The organism is Bartonella bovis 91-4, from assembly GCF_000384965.1.
GTDB classification, from domain to species: domain Bacteria; phylum Pseudomonadota; class Alphaproteobacteria; order Rhizobiales; family Rhizobiaceae; genus Bartonella; species Bartonella bovis.
This window is the reverse complement of sequence record NZ_CM001844.1, coordinates 562939-581857: the sequence shown is the minus strand read 5'-3', so window position 1 is coordinate 581857 and position 18919 is coordinate 562939. Positions and strand designations below refer to the sequence as shown.

The 18919-nt window shown below is 34.0% G+C and carries 13 protein-coding genes; 7 read left to right on the top strand and 6 right to left on the bottom strand.

The window, feature by feature from the left end:
- Window positions 1–327: 327 nt before the first annotated feature.
- Both BBBE_RS02495 and nagZ read right to left on the bottom strand, forming a co-directional pair.
- Window positions 328–618 (bottom strand): twin-arginine translocase TatA/TatE family subunit, encoded by a 291-nt coding sequence (locus BBBE_RS02495; protein WP_035464491.1) that lies wholly within the window; start codon window positions 616–618, stop codon window positions 328–330.
- 233 nt (window positions 619–851) lie between these two features.
- Window positions 852–1883: a beta-N-acetylhexosaminidase gene (gene nagZ, locus BBBE_RS02490; RefSeq protein ID WP_010701043.1), complete on the bottom strand. Its 1032-nt coding sequence runs from the start codon at window positions 1881–1883 to the stop codon at window positions 852–854.
- A 656-nt stretch (window positions 1884–2539) separates the two neighbouring features.
- Between nagZ and BBBE_RS02485 the strand changes: the two genes are divergently transcribed.
- The 3 genes from BBBE_RS02485 (at window position 2540) to pgsA (ending at window position 6469) form a co-directional block, all read left to right on the top strand.
- Complete coding sequence (locus BBBE_RS02485) at window positions 2540–3391, top strand: 23S rRNA (adenine(2030)-N(6))-methyltransferase RlmJ (RefSeq protein WP_010701042.1); 852 nt, start codon at window positions 2540–2542, stop codon at window positions 3389–3391.
- A gap of 435 nt (window positions 3392–3826) precedes the next feature.
- On the top strand, window positions 3827–5812 hold the full coding sequence (uvrC, locus tag BBBE_RS02480; RefSeq protein WP_010701041.1) for an excinuclease ABC subunit UvrC: 1986 nt from the start codon (window positions 3827–3829) through the stop codon (window positions 5810–5812).
- A 75-nt stretch (window positions 5813–5887) separates the two neighbouring features.
- On the top strand, window positions 5888–6469 hold the full coding sequence (pgsA, locus tag BBBE_RS02475; RefSeq protein ID WP_010701040.1) for a CDP-diacylglycerol--glycerol-3-phosphate 3-phosphatidyltransferase: 582 nt from the start codon (window positions 5888–5890) through the stop codon (window positions 6467–6469).
- 319 nt (window positions 6470–6788) lie between these two features.
- On the opposite strand, the gene ndk is transcribed toward pgsA, so the two are convergent.
- Both ndk and bafA read right to left on the bottom strand, forming a co-directional pair.
- Window positions 6789–7211, bottom strand: coding sequence for a nucleoside-diphosphate kinase (gene ndk / locus BBBE_RS02470; protein WP_010701039.1), 423 nt, complete (start codon window positions 7209–7211; stop codon window positions 6789–6791).
- Between the two features lie 1264 nt (window positions 7212–8475).
- Window positions 8476–11088 (bottom strand): BafA family autotransporter, encoded by a 2613-nt coding sequence (gene bafA / locus BBBE_RS07190; RefSeq protein ID WP_010701038.1) that lies wholly within the window; start codon window positions 11086–11088, stop codon window positions 8476–8478.
- Window positions 11089–11589: 501 nt separating this feature from the next.
- Between bafA and BBBE_RS02460 the strand changes: the two genes are divergently transcribed.
- Window positions 11590–12879: an MFS transporter gene (locus BBBE_RS02460; RefSeq protein WP_010701037.1), complete on the top strand. Its 1290-nt coding sequence runs from the start codon at window positions 11590–11592 to the stop codon at window positions 12877–12879.
- On the opposite strand, the gene BBBE_RS07520 is transcribed toward BBBE_RS02460, so the two are convergent.
- Together BBBE_RS07520 and BBBE_RS02450 are read right to left on the bottom strand one after the other, a co-directional pair.
- Window positions 12876–13136, bottom strand: a complete 261-nt coding sequence (locus BBBE_RS07520; RefSeq protein ID WP_010701036.1) for a hypothetical protein — start codon at window positions 13134–13136, stop codon at window positions 12876–12878. The genes BBBE_RS02460 and BBBE_RS07520 overlap by 4 nt on opposite strands.
- A 173-nt stretch (window positions 13137–13309) precedes the next feature.
- Entirely contained in the window at window positions 13310–13756 is a 447-nt protein-coding gene (locus tag BBBE_RS02450) for a DNA polymerase III subunit chi (protein WP_010701035.1), read from the bottom strand.
- A 406-nt stretch (window positions 13757–14162) separates the two neighbouring features.
- On the opposite strand from BBBE_RS02450, the gene lptF reads away from it, so the two are divergent.
- The 3 genes from lptF to BBBE_RS02435 are packed head-to-tail and all read left to right on the top strand — an operon-like array spanning window position 14163 to window position 18817.
- Window positions 14163–15353, top strand: coding sequence for an LPS export ABC transporter permease LptF (lptF, locus tag BBBE_RS02445; RefSeq protein WP_010701034.1), 1191 nt, complete (start codon window positions 14163–14165; stop codon window positions 15351–15353).
- Window positions 15350–16441, top strand: a complete 1092-nt coding sequence (gene lptG / locus BBBE_RS02440; protein ID WP_010701033.1) for an LPS export ABC transporter permease LptG — start codon at window positions 15350–15352, stop codon at window positions 16439–16441. Before lptF ends, lptG begins: the two co-directional genes overlap by 4 nt.
- Window positions 16442–18817, top strand: a complete 2376-nt coding sequence (locus BBBE_RS02435) for an LPS-assembly protein LptD (protein WP_010701032.1) — start codon at window positions 16442–16444, stop codon at window positions 18815–18817.
- The last annotated feature ends 102 nt before the right edge of the window (window positions 18818–18919 follow it).

The window sequence follows — 18919 nt, the reverse complement described above, 5'->3', positions numbered from 1 at the left end:
GAATTGAATCAAAAAATTTTGTTAATTCATTGTAAAAACTAAGATTTTGTCCATCCTATAATATCTTTTGCAAATCATTCAATTCAGCTTGTTTCATTGCATCATCAAACTGATATCGAAATTCATTGGCTGTGGAACATATATATGCATTAGCTTTTACTATTATTTAGCATTTTAGACCAATCTTCTGGCACAACTACAATAATGAAAACAAGTAAGATAACTAAAAACTTTGCACCATTAATTCCAAACATTGTTTACACTTGAGTTCCTCACTTAAAATGATTCAATGCTAAAATTGTGATTTTGTCTTTATAACTTCACATATTACCTTTTAGACACAGACTTTTTTTCTGTTTTAACGGAAGAAGAACTTTTTTGGCACTTGCTGCACATTTTACTGATAACAATTGAAATTGTTGAGAAATCAACATCAATTATTGTGAAATAACTAGCTACTTCAAGCTTATTCTCAACACTGCCTTCTTCCTCCTTCATATTTTTAAAAAAAGCCTTGATACTATTAGCAACATCATCCATCAATTCAGAGGCCTTACCATGCCCGAAAAGTACCAGAATAATAAGTAAAATTATAATCAAATATGTTGGTGAAAATATTACCCACCACTCTCTCTACACTTTTTAAATTTGGCTTAATTCATTCATATTCATAAAAATGAATACCCACTATATAAGTGATATTTCAAATATAATCATATCTTATTTGTATATTTCTTTCCTAAATGAAATTTAACAAAACATCGATTGTCTCAAACTAATATTGTTACGCTATTTTCACTCTTACTCAGTATATCTAAATAAACCCAACCAACTTAAAATGAGGCATTTATTTAAGCAAAAGCTAAGAGACTTGAAAATTCTTCTCTTAAAGAAACTTCATCTGATGCATCAGGTTTCCCAACCCTAGCATGAGCACTATAAGCACGCTCTAAGGCTTTTCCTGATAAAAATGGAGCAGCATGAGCAATGACAAGCATTTCTTCCAAATTACCATTACAATGAAGAACAATATCACAACCTGCTGCAAAAATTTTATGTGTTAAATCTGAAAGATCATTCGAACATGTACTCTCTGAAAGAGCTTTCATTGACACATCATCTGTCATTAAAAGACCATCAAAACCAATCTTTTGACGAATAATATCCTCTATAACTTTCTTAGACAGTGTTGCAGGTACTTTATCGTCAATTGCCTCATAAACAATATGAGCAGTCATTGCAGCTGGAAAATCTGCTAAATTTCTAAAAGGCATAAAATCACACTGTTCTAAAACATCAAGGGATGCATCTACACGTGCCATCTTTAAGTGCGTATCGCACAATGCCCGACCATGTCCGGGAATATGTTTCATTACTGGTAAAACACCACCATCTAAAAGCCCCTTAGCAGCTGCACACCCCAAAGCAGTAACCGTTTCTGGTTCCTGAGCATAAGCACGCGTTCCAATAACATCATGAGCTCCTACCACTGGTACATCTAACAGCGGAAGACAATTTGCATTAATGCCAAACTTCATCAAATCAAAAGCATGAAGTCGTGACATAATCCAAGCAGCACGAAGCCCTTTTTCCTGATTTTTTTTATAAATAGTTCCTAAAGTCACAGCCATTGGATAATTAGGTGTTAAAGGTGGGCGCAAGCGCTGTACCCTTCCCCCCTCTTGATCAATAAAGATAAAAATATCATCACGTCCACTAACTTCATATAAAGATGTAGTAAGCGCTTTGATATCGTCTAAGGTACTAATATTACGCGCAAACAAAATAAAAGCCCAAGGCTTATGCTCAGTAATAAATGCCTTTTCATCATTTGTTAGAGCCGGACCTGAAATACCGGTAATCATAGCTTTCATTTTTAACATTATTACGAACCCCTAACGTTTATTTTATAATTATTCACTCAACAAATTTTGAGTAAACTGAGATCTTTCAAACCCATGCTAATTTTAAAAGTCATATCCTGATAAATATCATGTACAGTCATCTTATTATTTTAACACGAGATAATCATATTAATAAAAGATAGAGGTTTTTTCGCTATGATCTTATAATTTGAAAAAAGTTCCGATAAAATAACTACATTTTCTTCACAAATTAATATTGTTTTATTGAGAAGCGAACTTGCTTGTAATTATTTGTTTGTATTCATCATCAGATATTCTCTAACGTGCTAAATTTTCAAAATAAATAAAAAATTACAAAGCCTTATAAATTAGCATTTCAATTGGAGTGACTAATTTTGTGTTTTTTCTTTTACATTGTTTTGATAGCTGATTGAATACTAATGATGAACTTCATTTATATAAATCGCATCGATATAAAGAATAATATAATAGACAAATGCCAATACATAACACTGATAGCTTTCCAAATGCATCAGCCTTTTCAATCAATATATTGTTTTTATAATAGAGCTCTCATTGATAATAAACTTGTCCTTTTCATCAAAAAGAGCTTTAAAAAGCAATAAAAAGAATCTTGGTTAGTAATCAATATATATTTATGATAAAATTTGGTTATGAATTATCGGCATATTTATCATGCTGGCAATTTTGCTGATGTTTTTAAACACATTATTGTCACACGCATTGTAGAGTATCTCAAACGTAAAGAAAAAGCTTTTCGTGTTATAGATACACATGCAGGAATTGGGCTTTATGATCTCTCTTCCCCAGAAGCACATAAAACAGGAGAATGGCGCGATGGTGTGGGAAGACTTTTGTCAACGCCCATTCCAGAAGACATAAAAACACTCTTACATCCATGGTATAATATCATTTCTACAATGAATAAAGGAAACAAAGAACTCATATTTTATCCTGGATCACCTATCTTTATTCGCCAATTATTGCGTAAACAAGACCGGCTCACTGCAATTGAATTGCACAATGAAGATTATAAAGCTCTAGCAAATAACTTTGCCGGCGATTATCAAACAAAAGTTTTGCATTTAAATGGCTGGCTTTCCTTAAATTCTCACTTACCACCAAAAGAAAAACGTGGATTTATTCTTGTTGATCCACCTTTTGAAAAATCTGGTGAATTTTCTCGCCTCATTGATGGAGTAGTGAAAGCACATCAACGTTTTTCTGGAGGTACTTACGCTTTATGGTATCCTGTTAAATACAATAAAGAAATTAAGAATTTTCTTCACGCACTACATAAAACAGGAATTCCAAAAATTCTCCAACTTGAAATGTGTATTCGAAAAAAATTAACACCAACAACAATGAATGGGAGCGGTATGATTCTTATCAACCCTCCTTATCTTCTTGAAAAAGAAATACAAAAACTTAGCCCCTTCCTTATCAACCGTCTTGGACAAGATAAGAGCGCACAAATTACTTATAAATGGCTCAATAAAGAATAATTATAATATGAAAGTATTTTACTTTAAAACAAAGCACTCTTCACAATGAAAATAAATTTATCAAGCTTATTAAAAAAACTTACTACACTATAAATTCTGCAACCTTTGAAGATGACCATAAAATAGAAATAGCTATGATAGCTAACAGTGTAAATTTGATCTTCTTTTTAACAAAACATTCTAAAAATTTTTGGTAATCAGATCGCAATTAGACTTACTTTTTCAATTAATTTATAAGTAAGATAGCCAGTTTATAGGCTGCTTTACGGAATCAGCTTGGTGATTTTTGGTTAAAATGATAACTAAAAATCATAGCATTAATATTATAATTGCGTTTATTTATTGGGAGATAAAACTTCAAACAACAAATAATAATACTTGACAGAAAACAACATTTCATGTGGCAAATGCAAAAAATCTTGTTGGAAAAATTGAATGACCCTGAAAAACGATACATCCTGTCTTCCAAATAAAGAAAAAAAACTATCTTTTCTATCCAACATCACATGGGACAACGCTCACCAAAGAAATGATAATCCTCAACTTAAAGGAGCTGCACTCATACAAGAATTTGTTAAACATCTTCCTCATAAACCAGGGGTTTATCGAATGTTTAATGAAAATGGTGATGTTCTTTATGTTGGTAAAGCACGAAACTTAAAAAAACGTGTTTCAAGCTACACCCGTGAACAAGGGCATAATAACCGTATTATCCGCATGATTAGTGCGACATGTCATATGGAATTTGTTGTTACCCATACAGAAACAGAAGCATTACTTTTAGAAGCTAATCTCATCAAAAGATTACATCCACGTTTTAATGTATTGCTGCGTGATGACAAAAGCTTTCCCTACATCATTATCACTAACGATCATCGAGCACCCGCACTTTACAAACATCGTGGTGCTCGAACACGAAAAGCCCATTATTTTGGCCCTTTTGCCTCTTCTAGTGCTGTTGCACAAACAATCAATGCCTTGCAACGCGCCTTCTTATTAAGGACTTGTGCTGATTCAGTTTTTAACAATCGTACACGACCTTGTTTGCTTTATCAAATCAAGCGATGTTCAGCCCCTTGTACACATGAAATCAATGATAGCGATTATATAAAACTGGTTCAAAAAGCAAAAGCTTTCCTTTCTGGAAAAAGCCAATCGGTAAAAAAAGATATGGCTCAAGCTATGCATAAAGCCTCAGAAAATCTTGATTTTGAACAAGCTATTGCGTATCGCGATCGTTTATCAGCCCTTTCTCATGTACAAAGCCATCAAGGCATTAACCCTCAAACGATAAAAGAAGCGGATGTATTTGCAATTGCACAACAAGGAGGAATGACTTGTATTCAAGTATTTTTTTTCCGCATGGGACAAAATTGGGGAAATCGAGCTTATTTTCCAAAAGCAGATTCATCTTTCTCTAACGCTGAAATTTTATCGAGTTTTATCACCCAATTTTATGATGATAAGCCAATTCCAAAACTCATTCTTTTATCGGAAAAAATCGAAGAAGAGGCACTTCTTACAGAAGCATTAAATCTAAAAGCAAATCACAAAATATCCCTATCCTTACCGCAAAAAGGTGAACGCAAATCTCTTGTTAACCACGCTTATACCAATGCTCATGAAGCTCTGGGACGCAAACTTGCTGAAACAGCAACACATATAAAACTCCTTCAGAGTGTTGCTGAAACATTTCAACTACCTCATACTCCACGCCGTATAGAAATCTATGATAACTCACATATCATGGGTACCAATGCGGTAAGTGCGATGGTTGTTTTTGATCAAACAGGATTTATTAAAAATCAGTACCGTAAATTCAACATTCGTTCAACCGATATTACACCTGGTGATGATTTTGGTATGATGAAAGAAGTTATTGAACGAAGATTTTCACGCCTTATCAAAGAACATGGCTTGCCTAATAAAAATAAAGATACAAAAAATGATAGTGATAATTCTTTTGCCATTTGGCCTGATCTTATCTTGATTGATGGTGGTGAAGGACAAATAAATATCGTTCGTACATTATTATCTCAATTGGGATTAGGTGATTTTGTCACAGCAATCGGTATAGCTAAAGGTGCTAACCGTAACGCTGGTCGTGAACGATTTTTTATAAAAGGAAAACCACCTTTCACACTCCCCCCACATGATCCTGTTCTTTATTTTTTGCAACGTTTACGTGATGAAGCACACCGTTTCGCACTCGAAACCCATAGAACAAAACGAAAAAAAGAAACATTTAAAAATCTACTTGATGAAATTGAAAATATAGGACCCACACGAAAATACGCTTTGCTTAATCATTTTGGAAGCACCAAAGCCATTGCCAATGCTTCTGTCGAAGATTTAAACAAAGTGACAGGTATTTCCACCGCAATTGCACAAAAAATTCATAACCATTTTAATGAAAAATAAGGACTTGCTTCATATTCATTGCCTTGTTACGTTTATAAAATATGCTGTACTTCACAAAGGACTGAAAACGGCTCGATGAAAAATCACACTTTTTCTTTTCCAAATATTCTGACTTACGCACGAATTGTTGCGGTTCCACTAGTTGTTGCGTGTTTTTTTTTAGAAGGACGGCTACAATCAAGTGATATTGGACGTTGGATTGCTGTTTTTATTTTTGTGATCGCATCTATTACAGATTTTTTGGATGGCTATCTTGCCCGTATTTGGGAACAGACATCCAACATCGGCCGTATGCTAGATCCAATTGCTGATAAACTGCTCGTCTCATCCTGTTTGCTTTTGCTTGCTGCAGATAGTACTATCGCTGGGTGGACACTTTGGGCAGCTATTATCATTCTTTGCCGGGAAATTCTTGTATCAGGATTACGTGAATATTTGGTTGAATTAAAAGTTAGCGTTCCTGTCTCCCGTCTTGCAAAATGGAAAACTTCTGTACAAATGGTAGCCATTGTCTTTCTCTTAGCAGGCCCAGCTGGTAATAAAATTTTCCCTTACACAATGGAATTTGGTATAATTATGCTATGGATTGCAGCCCTTCTCACATTGTGGACAGGATGGGATTATTTTCGTGCAGGCTTAAAACACGTTATTATATAAAAGATAAATGATAAAATTGTGCCTTAATTAGCAGCCAAAGAAATATTCGATATCATCTATATTGAAGCGCGATATTTTTAAATATCAATGGGTAAAATCGGAAAATATGCAAATAATAAAGCCATCTATCATAATGATGCATTTTCGAACTCTTGCCGTGATAAAAGCACTTCATTGCATATATTTGAAAGTGAGTATTATCTCAAAATAATCGAAAAATTTATATGATGTTTACTAACCTTTGAATAAAGATTCATAACTTAGTAAGAAAAAATCCTGAACATTATTTCAGGATTTCTACTTTTCTTACACGCTTTTATTAACCAACGATTTCAATATCGGAAAACCAATAAGCTATTTCTATTTTTGCAGATTCAGCGTTATCTGAACCATGAATAGAATTTTCACCAATCGATAAAGCATATACTTTACGAACCGTTCCTTCTTGTGCATCAGAAGGATTTGTAGCGCCCATAACTTCACGGTTTTTAGCGATTGCGTTTTCACCCTCCAAAACCTGAACAACAGTTGGACCAGAAGACATAAACTTTACTAACTCTCCAAAGAATGGGCGTTCTTTATGAACCGCATAAAACCCCTCAGCTTCATGTTGACTCATCCACACGCGCTTAGATGCAATAACACGCAAACCTGCATCTTCAAGCATTTTTGTAATTGCTCCTGTCAAATTACGACGTGTTGCGTCGGGTTTAATCATCGAAAAAGTACGTTCTACAGCCATTTGATTACCTTTAATTTCCATAAAAAATTATCTTGTTATTCTATAAAGAGCTTTTTGCCAAGTAACCGTTAGTGAATCTATATCAATTTTAAAATTGTAATTTTTATAGAGCCTACTAAAAATAGAAATGCTACCAGTTAATGACTTCACACTTACAAAATCATTTTTTATTTTTTACAAGTCCAATTTAATTGTATTGATTAAAAATCCAATAAAAAAGGAAGAATTTCCATTCCATTTAATATCCAATAATACTTCATACAGATAGCTAGATGTTTTTGATTGGGTACGCTCCAACATGGCTTTTCTCATTTATCCCAAAACTCGATCTATTCACCAGCATAGCACTTGGAAATTAATCTTTCTCACACCACTACAGGTGGCCTCTCACCCATAAATCATAAATAATGGATATTATCATATTGCAAAGTAGCGAATTGGTAAACTATCTAAGAAGTACAAAAACGGATAACCTTTTGCTTGAAATTGTTCTGGCTAAGACAAAATATGCTCTATCTTTTTTCACAATAAAATTAGTAACTAATTTTATATCTATTATTTTTATTAAATATAATGCTTAATAAAAGTTTTTAACTTTATCTAAGAAAAACAGCTTTTCTTTCTAAAAAACCAATAAAACAACACCCTTAAAAACACTCCAATCCTATTTATTACACACATAAATAACCAAAACCAAAGTGTCGATAAGAGTTTCCAATAAACAAACTGCATAGCTCAACGAAAAATGAACTTTTACCTATTTTTATAACTTATTCTTTGAAAAAGCATATACAATATGCACAAGCATAAAAAATAAAAAGATTTCAAACGCATTAATTTATATTGTTTAATCAATATAAAATACAAATAAACGTAAGAATTAAAGGCTATTACTATTTCATTTATATTCTCTTTTATAAAAGGGATGTTTTTTGTACCCTCAATTTTCCTTATCAATTAATTAGATCAAATCACGCATATATTTCAAAAGCAAGAAAAACAAAGCTATTCTTTTCATCCCATGAGATTTACTTGACTTAAGAATATAGAATAACACCCTGTCTGTTCTAAAATATGCCCCTTTTTAAGATCAAGGATCAAACAAGAGAGCAAAATACAAAAACACAACCCACAATAATGTATAAGTTTTATTATAACAAAATACACTTTTCAAAAATGGTTCTCACATTTTTTGCAGCATTTACTTATTTACAAATAAGCAAATACATACCCAAAGTTGATCAGAGTACAAATAACCGCATACTTAAAAACTATAGCGTATACCCAAAATACCCTGAAGTGATTGCGTCATCTTGTGACCTTTAAGATATTGAGCTTCTGTATAAAATGTTAAGTTTTTGCTGACAAAACTATTCAAACCTATTGCCAATTTACCTGCATTGTCAGACAAGTCTGTAATAAATTTATGCAGTTTATTAACTGTCGTATGATTGTTATCTATATACTCACGCAACCAAGCGGCTGTTATATAACCCATAAACGAAGTATTTGTATTAAAATTAAATGTATGCCTGATAGATAATCCAACTTCACTACGTAATGAAGTAGATAAGCTTATATCACCTGTCATACCATTGGAAAGCTGTATTTCTTTACCTTTGACCTGTAACCATATGAATTGGCTATAAGGACGCACCCAAGTGCTTTGCCCTGTCTGAAAACGATAACCTCCTTCAAAGGATGTACCTATCGCCCATTGATTATAATTTCCTTGAATAGCCAAACCACTTGTGGAAACTGCTTTAAGATGATTTTGGTAATGATTATATTTCAAAATACTATCCAAATACCAACCATACTCAGTTAAATAGGTAGCATAAGTTCCAAAGCTATAAGTATCCACACCACTGACACCACGACGAGCATGGGTAATATGTGCTTGATCATAACTGCCAAAACCACCAATGTAGAGCTTTCCGTATAGCAACTGTGTGACCCGATCAGTACCCAACATTATTCCTGCTTGATCCAGTTTAAAATGTGTATGACCTGTAGCAATTCGTTCTTTGCTCTTGATCGTATATGTCCAGAGAGCCGCATTCTCTATATTTCTATCTAAAATGCCCCTTCCAACATGTAAGCTTTGTAACTCATTGTTAAAAACAAGTTCAGGAGCAACTGCTAGAGACAGTACTGCATCAGTCGAAGGAGTAGTTAAAAAATTAGAAGCTTGTGAATCTTCTAAGCTAACCATCGGAATATCAAGCTCACGTTGACTCACATGCCGAGGAGAACGTCTTCTAGGTTTAGGCTCAGTAGTTTGATCTTCCATAGATGGAGCAGTGGATATAGCAGAAACTTGTGAATTTTCTGAGTTAAATACTGCAACGTCAGGTTTATGCTGATTTACATGTCGACGAGAACGTTTTCGAGATTTAGACTGAGCGATCTGATCTTCTGCAGATGAAGTAATTGTTGGCAGATCAGAAAACTGTGAATCTTCTGAGCTAAACACCGGAGCTTCAGGCTCATGCTGACTCAAATGTCGAGGAGCACGCCTTCGAGATCTAGGTTCAGTTGTCTGATCTTCTGCAGATGGATCAGTTGACGGATTAGCAATTAGATATTGTGAGCTCACATGCCGACGAGATCGGCTCAGATATTTTGACTCAGTAATACCTGCACTTAAATACCAAATTTTTTCATTTTTTCCATTTTTCATATTTTCCCTGGAGTACAAATTATACATGTAAGTTCCACCATCAATAGCACCAATATTTTTGCCAGATTGATTTACCAAAGTAAAATTAGCTTTTCCGCTTTTATCCGTAATTAAATTGAGTTCGGAAACTCTATTGTTTTTTTGTAAGAAAGAGTCTGTAATTTCAGTGCCTGAATCGGTAACGCTTATTTTGTGATTACCTGCACCATTCTCAACTAAAAGGTAATCACTAGGATTCCCTACGTCACTTAAATTAAACTGGAAATGTAAATTGCCTGAAAGATCTTTAACATAAAGATGTAAATGGTGAGGATCATATCCAACAGAAGTAAAACTAACAGTTCCATCCCCACTTAAATTTTCAATATTAATCCGAGAGTTATTTGCATCACTCCACGCACCAACAGAAAACAACGATATATTTGGTTGCCCAGTTACAGTAATATCCTCCTTGGTGATATGATGTTTAGGATCACCAGCATAAAGATGAAGATGTCCAGGATTATTAACTATTGTCTTTCCTTTTAATGTTGCACCAGTATACACCCATGAATTAGCAGAACCTTTAATCGTTAGATCTTCTACAACCCCATCCCTATATACTATTTGAATAGCGTTGTCTGTTAAAGTAACACCTTTTGCTTCACCTCCTGCCAAAATGCGCTGTCTACCATTTTCAGAGACTTCAGTATTTGATGCAGTACCACCCTTTCCTGTTTGTACTTTATAAATATTTTGCTCTCCTGCTTGCATAACTTTTGTTTCCCAAGCTTCCCCACCATCATATACATTCTGTTGCCCCCAAATTCCATTTTTACCAGAAACTACAGCTTTATAAGCACTACTCTTCTTACTTTTAGAATCACTCTCCCCGAAAACAAATTGTTTACCACCTGCGATTTTAGTATCCATCGCAGTAGCTCCGCCCATAACTATCTGTTTTCCACCTTCGGTAACGGTAGCATTCATTGAATATCCGTGTTTAACAATCTCAATATCATCTCTTCCAATTTTAGAATTATTACTAAAAGTAATAGTGCGTACGTTTCCTTGGACCCTCCCTTTATCAAGCACTAATTTTTTTAACAGCTCATCTACATTTTCAGTAATTTCTTCACGTGCATTTGCATCTTGTAGGAGAAAGCTGCTGCTCATTAATAATATTGAAAAACTTAGTTTATATTTGTGCTGCACAATACACACTCCATTATCAACAATCAGATAAACACCCCTCCTTCTTAATAGGTCGTTCCTATTTATATCATAATGTGTTTTATTTATGTCGTAATGTATCTTATTTGCAGTAGTAATAAATTTTAATTAGATACTACTAAAGTGCTTTTTAACGGCTTATTTTGGATTGTGAAAGAAAAACTGTATGAAAAAAACGAGAACAACATTCTTCAATTAAAAATACAAAATGAAACAATTGAGAGATTAAGTCGTTTATGTAGGATGATATATTTTATAGTTTTAAAGAAAAGATTTCTTATCGCATTTAATCTAATGTTAAATTTAATAAATAGCATGATTGGTATTAACGATACATATTCCCTCACTCTTATCGTACCCTATTATTTATTCTGATACACTTAAATCGTAATAATACTGACTCGACACTAATATGAAATTCTTATAACTATTAAAATCTTATCTTAATATTTTAATTATCTATATCAAAGGAATATCCTATTCATGTCTATAAGCGTAGAAAGACAGCGCGTAAATCAAACAAATTCACCTATTCGAATTCTGTTGGCAAGCCTTGTTGGTACAACAATTGAATATTTTGACTTTTATATTTTTGCAACTGCTGCAGCTTTTGTATTTCCTTACTTGTTTTTTCCACAGCAAAACAGTCAACTTGCTATTCTACAATCTTTCCTTATTTTTGGTGTCGCTTTTTTTGCCCGTCCTCTAGGATCTATTATTTTTGGACACTTTGGTGATAAAATCGGACGGAAAGCAACACTCGTCGCTGCTCTTCTCACAATGGGTATTTCAACAGTTATCATTGGTATTCTCCCCACTTATGAAACAATCGGTTGGTGGGCACCTTTTCTTTTAACTATGTGTCGTTTTGGTCAAGGAATTGGATTAGGAGGAGAATGGGGTGGAGCTGTTTTACTTGCAACAGAAAATGCTCCGCCAGAAAAACGTGGTTGGTATGCAATGTTTCCGCAATTAGGGTCTCCAGTTGGTTTACTTTTATCTATTGTAGTTTATTTTGGGTTGTGGAACGTGCTTGATTCTAACCAACTTTTCACGTGGGGATGGCGTATTCCATTTATTGCTTCAGCTTTTCTCATCATCTTAGGATTATGGGTACGTACTTCAATTGGTGAAACACTTGAGTTTAAAAAAGCGCTTGATCATGAAGAGCGCGTCAAAGTACCTATCATCAATGTATTCTTCAAACATCCACGGATTGTGCTTCTTGGTACATTTGCCAGCATGACAGCATTTGTCTTGTTTTATTTGGTCACTGCTTATTTATTAAGTTATTCAAAAAATCATTTACAATTGCCATTTAATCAAACGCTGCAAATAGAAATGATTGGAGCTATTGTTTTTGGCCTTTCTATTGCCTTCACAGGAAAATTTGCTGATCGTATTAACCGCAGAACTTTGATGATTTGGGTAACAATAAGTACTGGTATTTATTCTTTTGCAATCCCTTACTTCTTGCATTCTGGAATCGTGGGCGTCCTTGCAATGTCTATCATTGGCTTAATGCTTCTAGGAATTACATATAGTCCGTTGGGTACCGTTCTTGCTTCACCATTCCCAACAGCCATTCGGTACACTGGTGTATCTTTAACATTCAACTTAGCTGGTATTGTTGGTGGATCTTTTGCACCTTATATTGCAGAATCTTTGGTGCGGTATTTTGATGTAACTTACGTTGGCTATTATCTCTTCTTTTCTGCTTTTATTTCACTTATTTGCTTTATTTGCTTTACAGATAAAGAGATATCTTACTAACATACAATGAAGTATAATAAGATTAACGCTGGCGGCAGAAATGCCGCCAATTTTATTTTTAAAGATATTGGTCTAGGCACACGCCACCATAATATCCCAGAAAATAATATACAAAGAAAAAAGAATAAAATATCTACAATATAATCAATATGAATAATAGAAAATATCTGTGATAGAATATGCGTTGTACCCAACCACGAAACACAAAAAAAAGCCACTATTACTGCCCATAAAGCAAGTAAAATCCGATCAACCACCGCTATTATTCCATTTGAATATTATAATTACAGGCAACAATTTTTATTGCTCCCTCCCCCCCAAAATAACACTAAAAACCTAACAACTTTCTTCCTATCCTTTCATAAGGAAGAGTTTTTTATTATTAATTATCACAGTAATATCAATAAAAATTAGAATAGTAGAATGTATATCAAATTTGTTTCTCCCAACAGCGATTTTCAGTCTGCTTCCAATAAGTTAAATTATGGTTTTCTGTGACATATTCCTTCCACTGTGCACGAGCGAGATTTAATTGCTCGTCGTTACGACCATCAAATATCACTACAAGCCTTTGATAAATATTAATATCCGGACAAACTGCTCCCTCTATAAGAAAGCGTATTTTGGAATCATTGGGATTCTCATGTCCCGTAGTGAGAAATACAGGCTGAAAATTTGGATATTTATCACACTCAGTTCCATGCCCAATAAATGCTCCCTCAGCGTAAACCCATAAACGAGCATCTATGGCATCACGCTGTTCTTCACTTATACATTGTATTGTTACTCTATCAAAACGTGCAAGAGCACGTTCTACCAACATTGGCAAAATATCTTCTAGTGTTGACTGTGTTAAATGATAGAATAGAATATCCACCTCTTAACCCTCATCACTTTTTATTGAAAAAGTATAGCACTCTTTTTGAAACATTTCTATATTTCTAAAAAGAGAAGGAATGGCTCGGAACACTATAATTTCTCCTTTTTCTCATTATGCATATCGTCTTCTATTCAATGTATTAAATGATAGTAAAAAGAAAGAAGAAGAATCATAATTTTTAAAATAAATAAAAAATTTATTCTGTGCCATTTTCTTAGCTTTTCTTGATACCACGCTTAAAAAAAACATGGTAAAATGAATTAAAATTATTTAATTATCTCCTGTTACTTATTAGAAAAAAGAGTACAAAGAGGTTGTTTTTTAATTTTGACTACTATGTCTTAGTTTGGCACATTATATAGTATCTTTTTTTAAATTAAAGACTAAGGATGTTACCCAATTTATGCGTATTATTGAGTTATACATCCTAAAGCGTGTTTTTATTTTATTTAGTGCTGTGATGGTTGCAGCAATCGGTATTAGCTTGACAGTGCAAATCCTTGCACGAATTGATTTTCTTACAACAAGTGGACAAACATTCCTAACAGTTTTATATTTTTCATCGTTATTGGTTCCTCCTGTTATTTCCCTTATTATCCCATTTGCATTAGTGATTGCGATTACAACTATCCTTTCAACAATGAATCAAGATTCAGAGTTAGCTATTATCAGTGCCTCTGGTTTTTCCAAAAACACTGTTTTAAAACCAATTCTTCTTTTAGCTATTCTTACTGCATGCACGTCCTTTTCAATCGCTAATTTTGTTGCTCCTCACGCGCGCCTTAATATGCGACAAATGCTGGCAAATACTCACTCGGACTTCATTAATCTTTTTATTCGTGAAGGCAGCTTTCAAGCACTAACAAACAATCTTTATATAGAAATTGGCGAACGGTACCCAGATGGAACCATTGGACGTCTTTTTATTGCTGATCAGCGTGACGCTAAAATTGATCTTCTCTATTACGCAACCAAAGGTACAATTGTTAGTAATAAAAATGGAAATTTTTTAGTCCTCAATGACGGTGAAATTGAAAGACTTAATTATCAAAATGATAGTGTTTCAATTATTAAATTTAACTCCTATACTTTTAGTTTAAGTGAATTCATCCCCAATAATGGAGGACCAACTATTTATCCTAAAGACAGACCTCTTTCTTATTTATTACATCCTGACCCATATGACCCCTACTATCAGCGTAACCCGCTTCAATATAAAGCCGAGCTTCACCGTCGACTTACAGAGTGGCTTTACCCAATTGTTTTTGCGTTAATTGCAGTGGCTGCAACAGGAGATGCGCGTTCACATCGACAAGTACGCACATCGGCAGTTATTTTTACTATTACTTTTTCCTTGCTGATTTATTGGATAGAATATTTTTTTGCTGAAAAAACAAAGAATGATCTCACTTACATCCCTCTGCTCTATATTATACCAATAGGAGTAAGCACATTAATCTTTTTTATGCTACTGACAAACCATAAAACTAGTATGCCTGCAAAACTTAATGATACTATTCAAGCACTTTTTCAAAAAATGACGAACAAATCTGGATATCGAAAATCTCATCATTCTTCGGACAAAACATCATGATTGGATGGACGCTTGGACGATATTTTTTTGTACGTTATATCAAAATAACTTGTTATTTTATATTGAGTATTTTTATTCTCGCCCTTTTAATTGACTTTACGGAAAATTCTGGTCGATTAGCTTCTCTTCCCCATTATACAGTAAAAGGCGCACTTCTCATTTCAGCATTGCGTATTCCTTTCATTATGCAGCAACTCTTTCCTTTCATTGCACTATTTTCTGCAATGACCATGCTAATATCGCTTAACAAAAAATTTGAGCTTGTTGTTGCTCGTTCAATTGGTGTTTCTGCATGGCAGTTCCTCATACCCGCTTGTTTTGGAGCTTTTCTTTTTGGGTTATTCTCGATTCTTTTTATAAATCCACTTGCCGCATGGGGATCTTCTCAAGCAGAAAAAATAATTGCTGAATGGCGTAGTAATAATGTTCAAACATCTATCAACAAGAATCGTATCCCATGGTTAACACAACATACAAATTTAGGGATAACAACTATTGGAGCCAGATCAATCACACAGCAAGGTCTCTCTCTTATTGATGCAACCTTTGTGCAATATAATGATAATGCAACAATCAAGAATTGGATCCACGCAAAACAAGCAACATTAAAAAATGGCGCTTGGTTATTAACAAATGGAACAATCTATAAAACAGGGCATGTTCCTGAAAAATTTACTGAATTTCGGATAAAAACAAATCTAAAGCCTGAGTTTTTAACTGAATATTTAGCCGATCCTGCAACTATTCCATTTTACAAACTACCAAGAAAAATCTCAGCTGCACGATCATTCGGTTATTCTGCAAACAAGTTCAATATGTATTTGCAATCATTGATTGCATTACCAGCATTACTTGTAGCAATGACCTTTATCGCAGCAACAGTATCGCTAAAATTCACACGTCTTGGACAATCTAAAATATTAATTCTTGGTGGTGTAATCGCTGGATTCATGCTTTATGTTATTTCCGTACTCGTTCAAGCTTTTGGTAATGCTGGATATATTCCTCCAGTTATTGCTGCCTGGACACCAGTTGTCATTGCGTTGTTTTTTGGAGTTTCCTTTTTACTTCACAAAGAGGATGGTTAGGTGAAATTACTAACAAGTAAGAGGATAATTTTGACAAAACTGAGCACATTGGCTTTTAAAAGTGCTATTAGTTTTGTTTTAGGAATAATCTTATCTTATGCTGCAATAGCGCAAAATTCTAATCTTTTTTCTCAAAATCACATTCAATCCTTAACATCCCCCTTTTTACTCTCTGCCGACAAACTCACTTACAACTATGATGCAGATACTGTCTCCGCTGAAGGAAATGTTCAAATTGAATATGATAACAATAAAGTTATTGCCCAAAAAGTCATTTACAATCAAAAAACAGGACGTGTTATAGCGCAAGGAAATGTTGAAATTGTTCAAAAGGATGGTAATAAAGTCTATTCTGATTATATTGATATGACCAAAGATCTTGGTGAAGGATTTGTAAACTTTTTACGCGTTGAAGCTATTAACAACACACATTTTGCAGCTGAAAATGCTGAACGCAAGGGCGGTCAAGTTACAATCTTTAATAATGCTGTCTATACAGCGTGTGAACCTCATTATTACAAATCAGATAACGAAGTCCTTTGGCAAATTAAAGCAAAAAAGATCATATGGAATAACACCACTAAAATAATTCGATTTGAAGACGGTCATTTTGAAATTTTTGGTGTACCAGTTGTCCGATTTCCTGTTTTTGAACTCCCTGATCCAAATGTAAAACGCGTCAGCGGTTTACTTGCTCCTCATTTTTCCTACACTGATCATCTTGGTATTGGCATCAAGAATTCTTATTTCTGGAACCTCTCTCCTTATTATGATTTTACACTTTCCCCCACTTTCTACACAAAACAAGGGCTTTTAATTGAAGGAGAATGGCGTCAGCGTTTAAAAACAGGCAATTATAACATCCGTTTTGCTCATATATATCAAATCAATCCTTATAAATTCGATAACGATATAATTGATGCACAAAAAAACAACCGTTATATGGTGGCAACAAAAGGTGATTTCCGTATTAATTCACGTTGGACTTATGGTTGGGATATTTTTGCCCAGTCAGATCAGCATTTTAGCCGTACATATAAACTTGAAAACTATAGTAATCCTGTACAACTTTCTCAGCTTTACTTGAACGGCCTTGGAGCAAAAAATTATTTTGACACGCGTTTTTACCATTTCACAGTTCAAGATTCGATACCTACAAATACCTTTAACAAACGTTATTCTCAACAAGCATGGGTTCTACCTCGCATTGATTATTTTTTCACACCAGATAAATCAATCTACACTGGAGAACTCACTTTTCATGGTAATATGCAATCAATTTATCGTAATCATGCTGACTTCAACTATACTGATTGGCAAGACCATCCCCTCCATACCTCTCGGCCTTCTGATATACCTGAAAATAGTTTTAGGTTAACAGGTGAAATAGAATGGAAAAAACGTTTTTACACACAAAACGGGTTAATAATCACCCCTATTCTCGCATTACGTACTGATACAATAACAACAAATACTCACGAAAATCATACTGCCTATTTTACACATGACTCGTCGAAAAAATTTAACATTGCCTCACCAGCTATCCGCAGCATGGCAACGGCAGGTTTAGAATTACGTTATCCCCTCCTTGTAACTTCTGGAATCTCTACACATATCTTAGAACCAACAGCACAACTCTTTATACGCAATAATGAACAATATGCCGGATTATTACCAAATGAAGATGCGCAAAGCTTTATATTTGATGCAACCACTTTATTTCAACGCGATAAATTCTCTGGCTATGACCGTGTCGAAGGCGGAACAAGAGCAAATATAGGCTTAAGATATTCTGGAAGTTTCAACAATGATTGGTCTCTTTATGGTCTTATTGGACAATCTTTTCATCTTGCAGGAAAAAATTCTTTTGCAGAAAAAAACTTTGCCAATGTAAGTGCTAATTCTGGTCTTGAAACATCACACTCAGACTATGTTGCTATGCTTAATGCAAACCATGATAGTGGTTTTTCTTTAGAATCTCGTGGACGTTTTGATAAAAAGACAGGTCAAGTCCGCCGTGGTGAAGTAGAAGCATCTCAAAAATGGGCAAATTTTAGAGCATCCTTACAATATGCGTATATACACAACCAACCCAATTATGAATATACACAGGATCGTCAAGAAATTTCTTTTCAAACTGGTATTAAATTTTCTAAGTATTGGTCTATATATAATAATGTTAGTTATGACTTAGTATCTAGTACATTTGTAAAACGAGGAATAAATCTAAATTATAAAGATGAATGTTTTGAGATAAAAATCGGCTATCAACAGATAACTAATCCAGGAAGAAATGCACCTTTGCAGAATTTTAATTTCTCTCTTTCATTGCGTACAATTACAGATATTGAGCAAAAGATAAAATCAGATTTATAATGAATGTAGTAACAATGTAGAAATACTTTAACTTATTGTTGTCTTTATATAGGAAAACATATATCTTAGTTAGCCAATGAAAATTGATAAACAATGTGAAAC

What these genes read in the sequence shown, in the direction of transcription:
- nagZ (WP_010701043.1), bottom strand. Translation starts at nt 1,883, where the DNA reads ATGTTAAAAATGAAAGCTATGATTACCGGTATTTCAGGTCCGGCTCTA.
- BBBE_RS02485 (WP_010701042.1), top strand. Translation starts at nt 2,540, where the DNA reads ATGAATTATCGGCATATTTATCATGCTGGCAATTTTGCTGATGTTTTT.
- uvrC (WP_010701041.1), top strand. Translation starts at nt 3,827, where the DNA reads ATGACCCTGAAAAACGATACATCCTGTCTTCCAAATAAAGAAAAAAAA.
- pgsA (WP_010701040.1), top strand. Translation starts at nt 5,888, where the DNA reads ATGAAAAATCACACTTTTTCTTTTCCAAATATTCTGACTTACGCACGA.
- ndk (WP_010701039.1), bottom strand. Translation starts at nt 7,211, where the DNA reads ATGGCTGTAGAACGTACTTTTTCGATGATTAAACCCGACGCAACACGT.
- BBBE_RS02460 (WP_010701037.1), top strand. Translation starts at nt 11,590, where the DNA reads ATGTCTATAAGCGTAGAAAGACAGCGCGTAAATCAAACAAATTCACCT.
- lptF (WP_010701034.1), top strand. Translation starts at nt 14,163, where the DNA reads ATGCGTATTATTGAGTTATACATCCTAAAGCGTGTTTTTATTTTATTT.
- lptG (WP_010701033.1), top strand. Translation starts at nt 15,350, where the DNA reads ATGATTGGATGGACGCTTGGACGATATTTTTTTGTACGTTATATCAAA.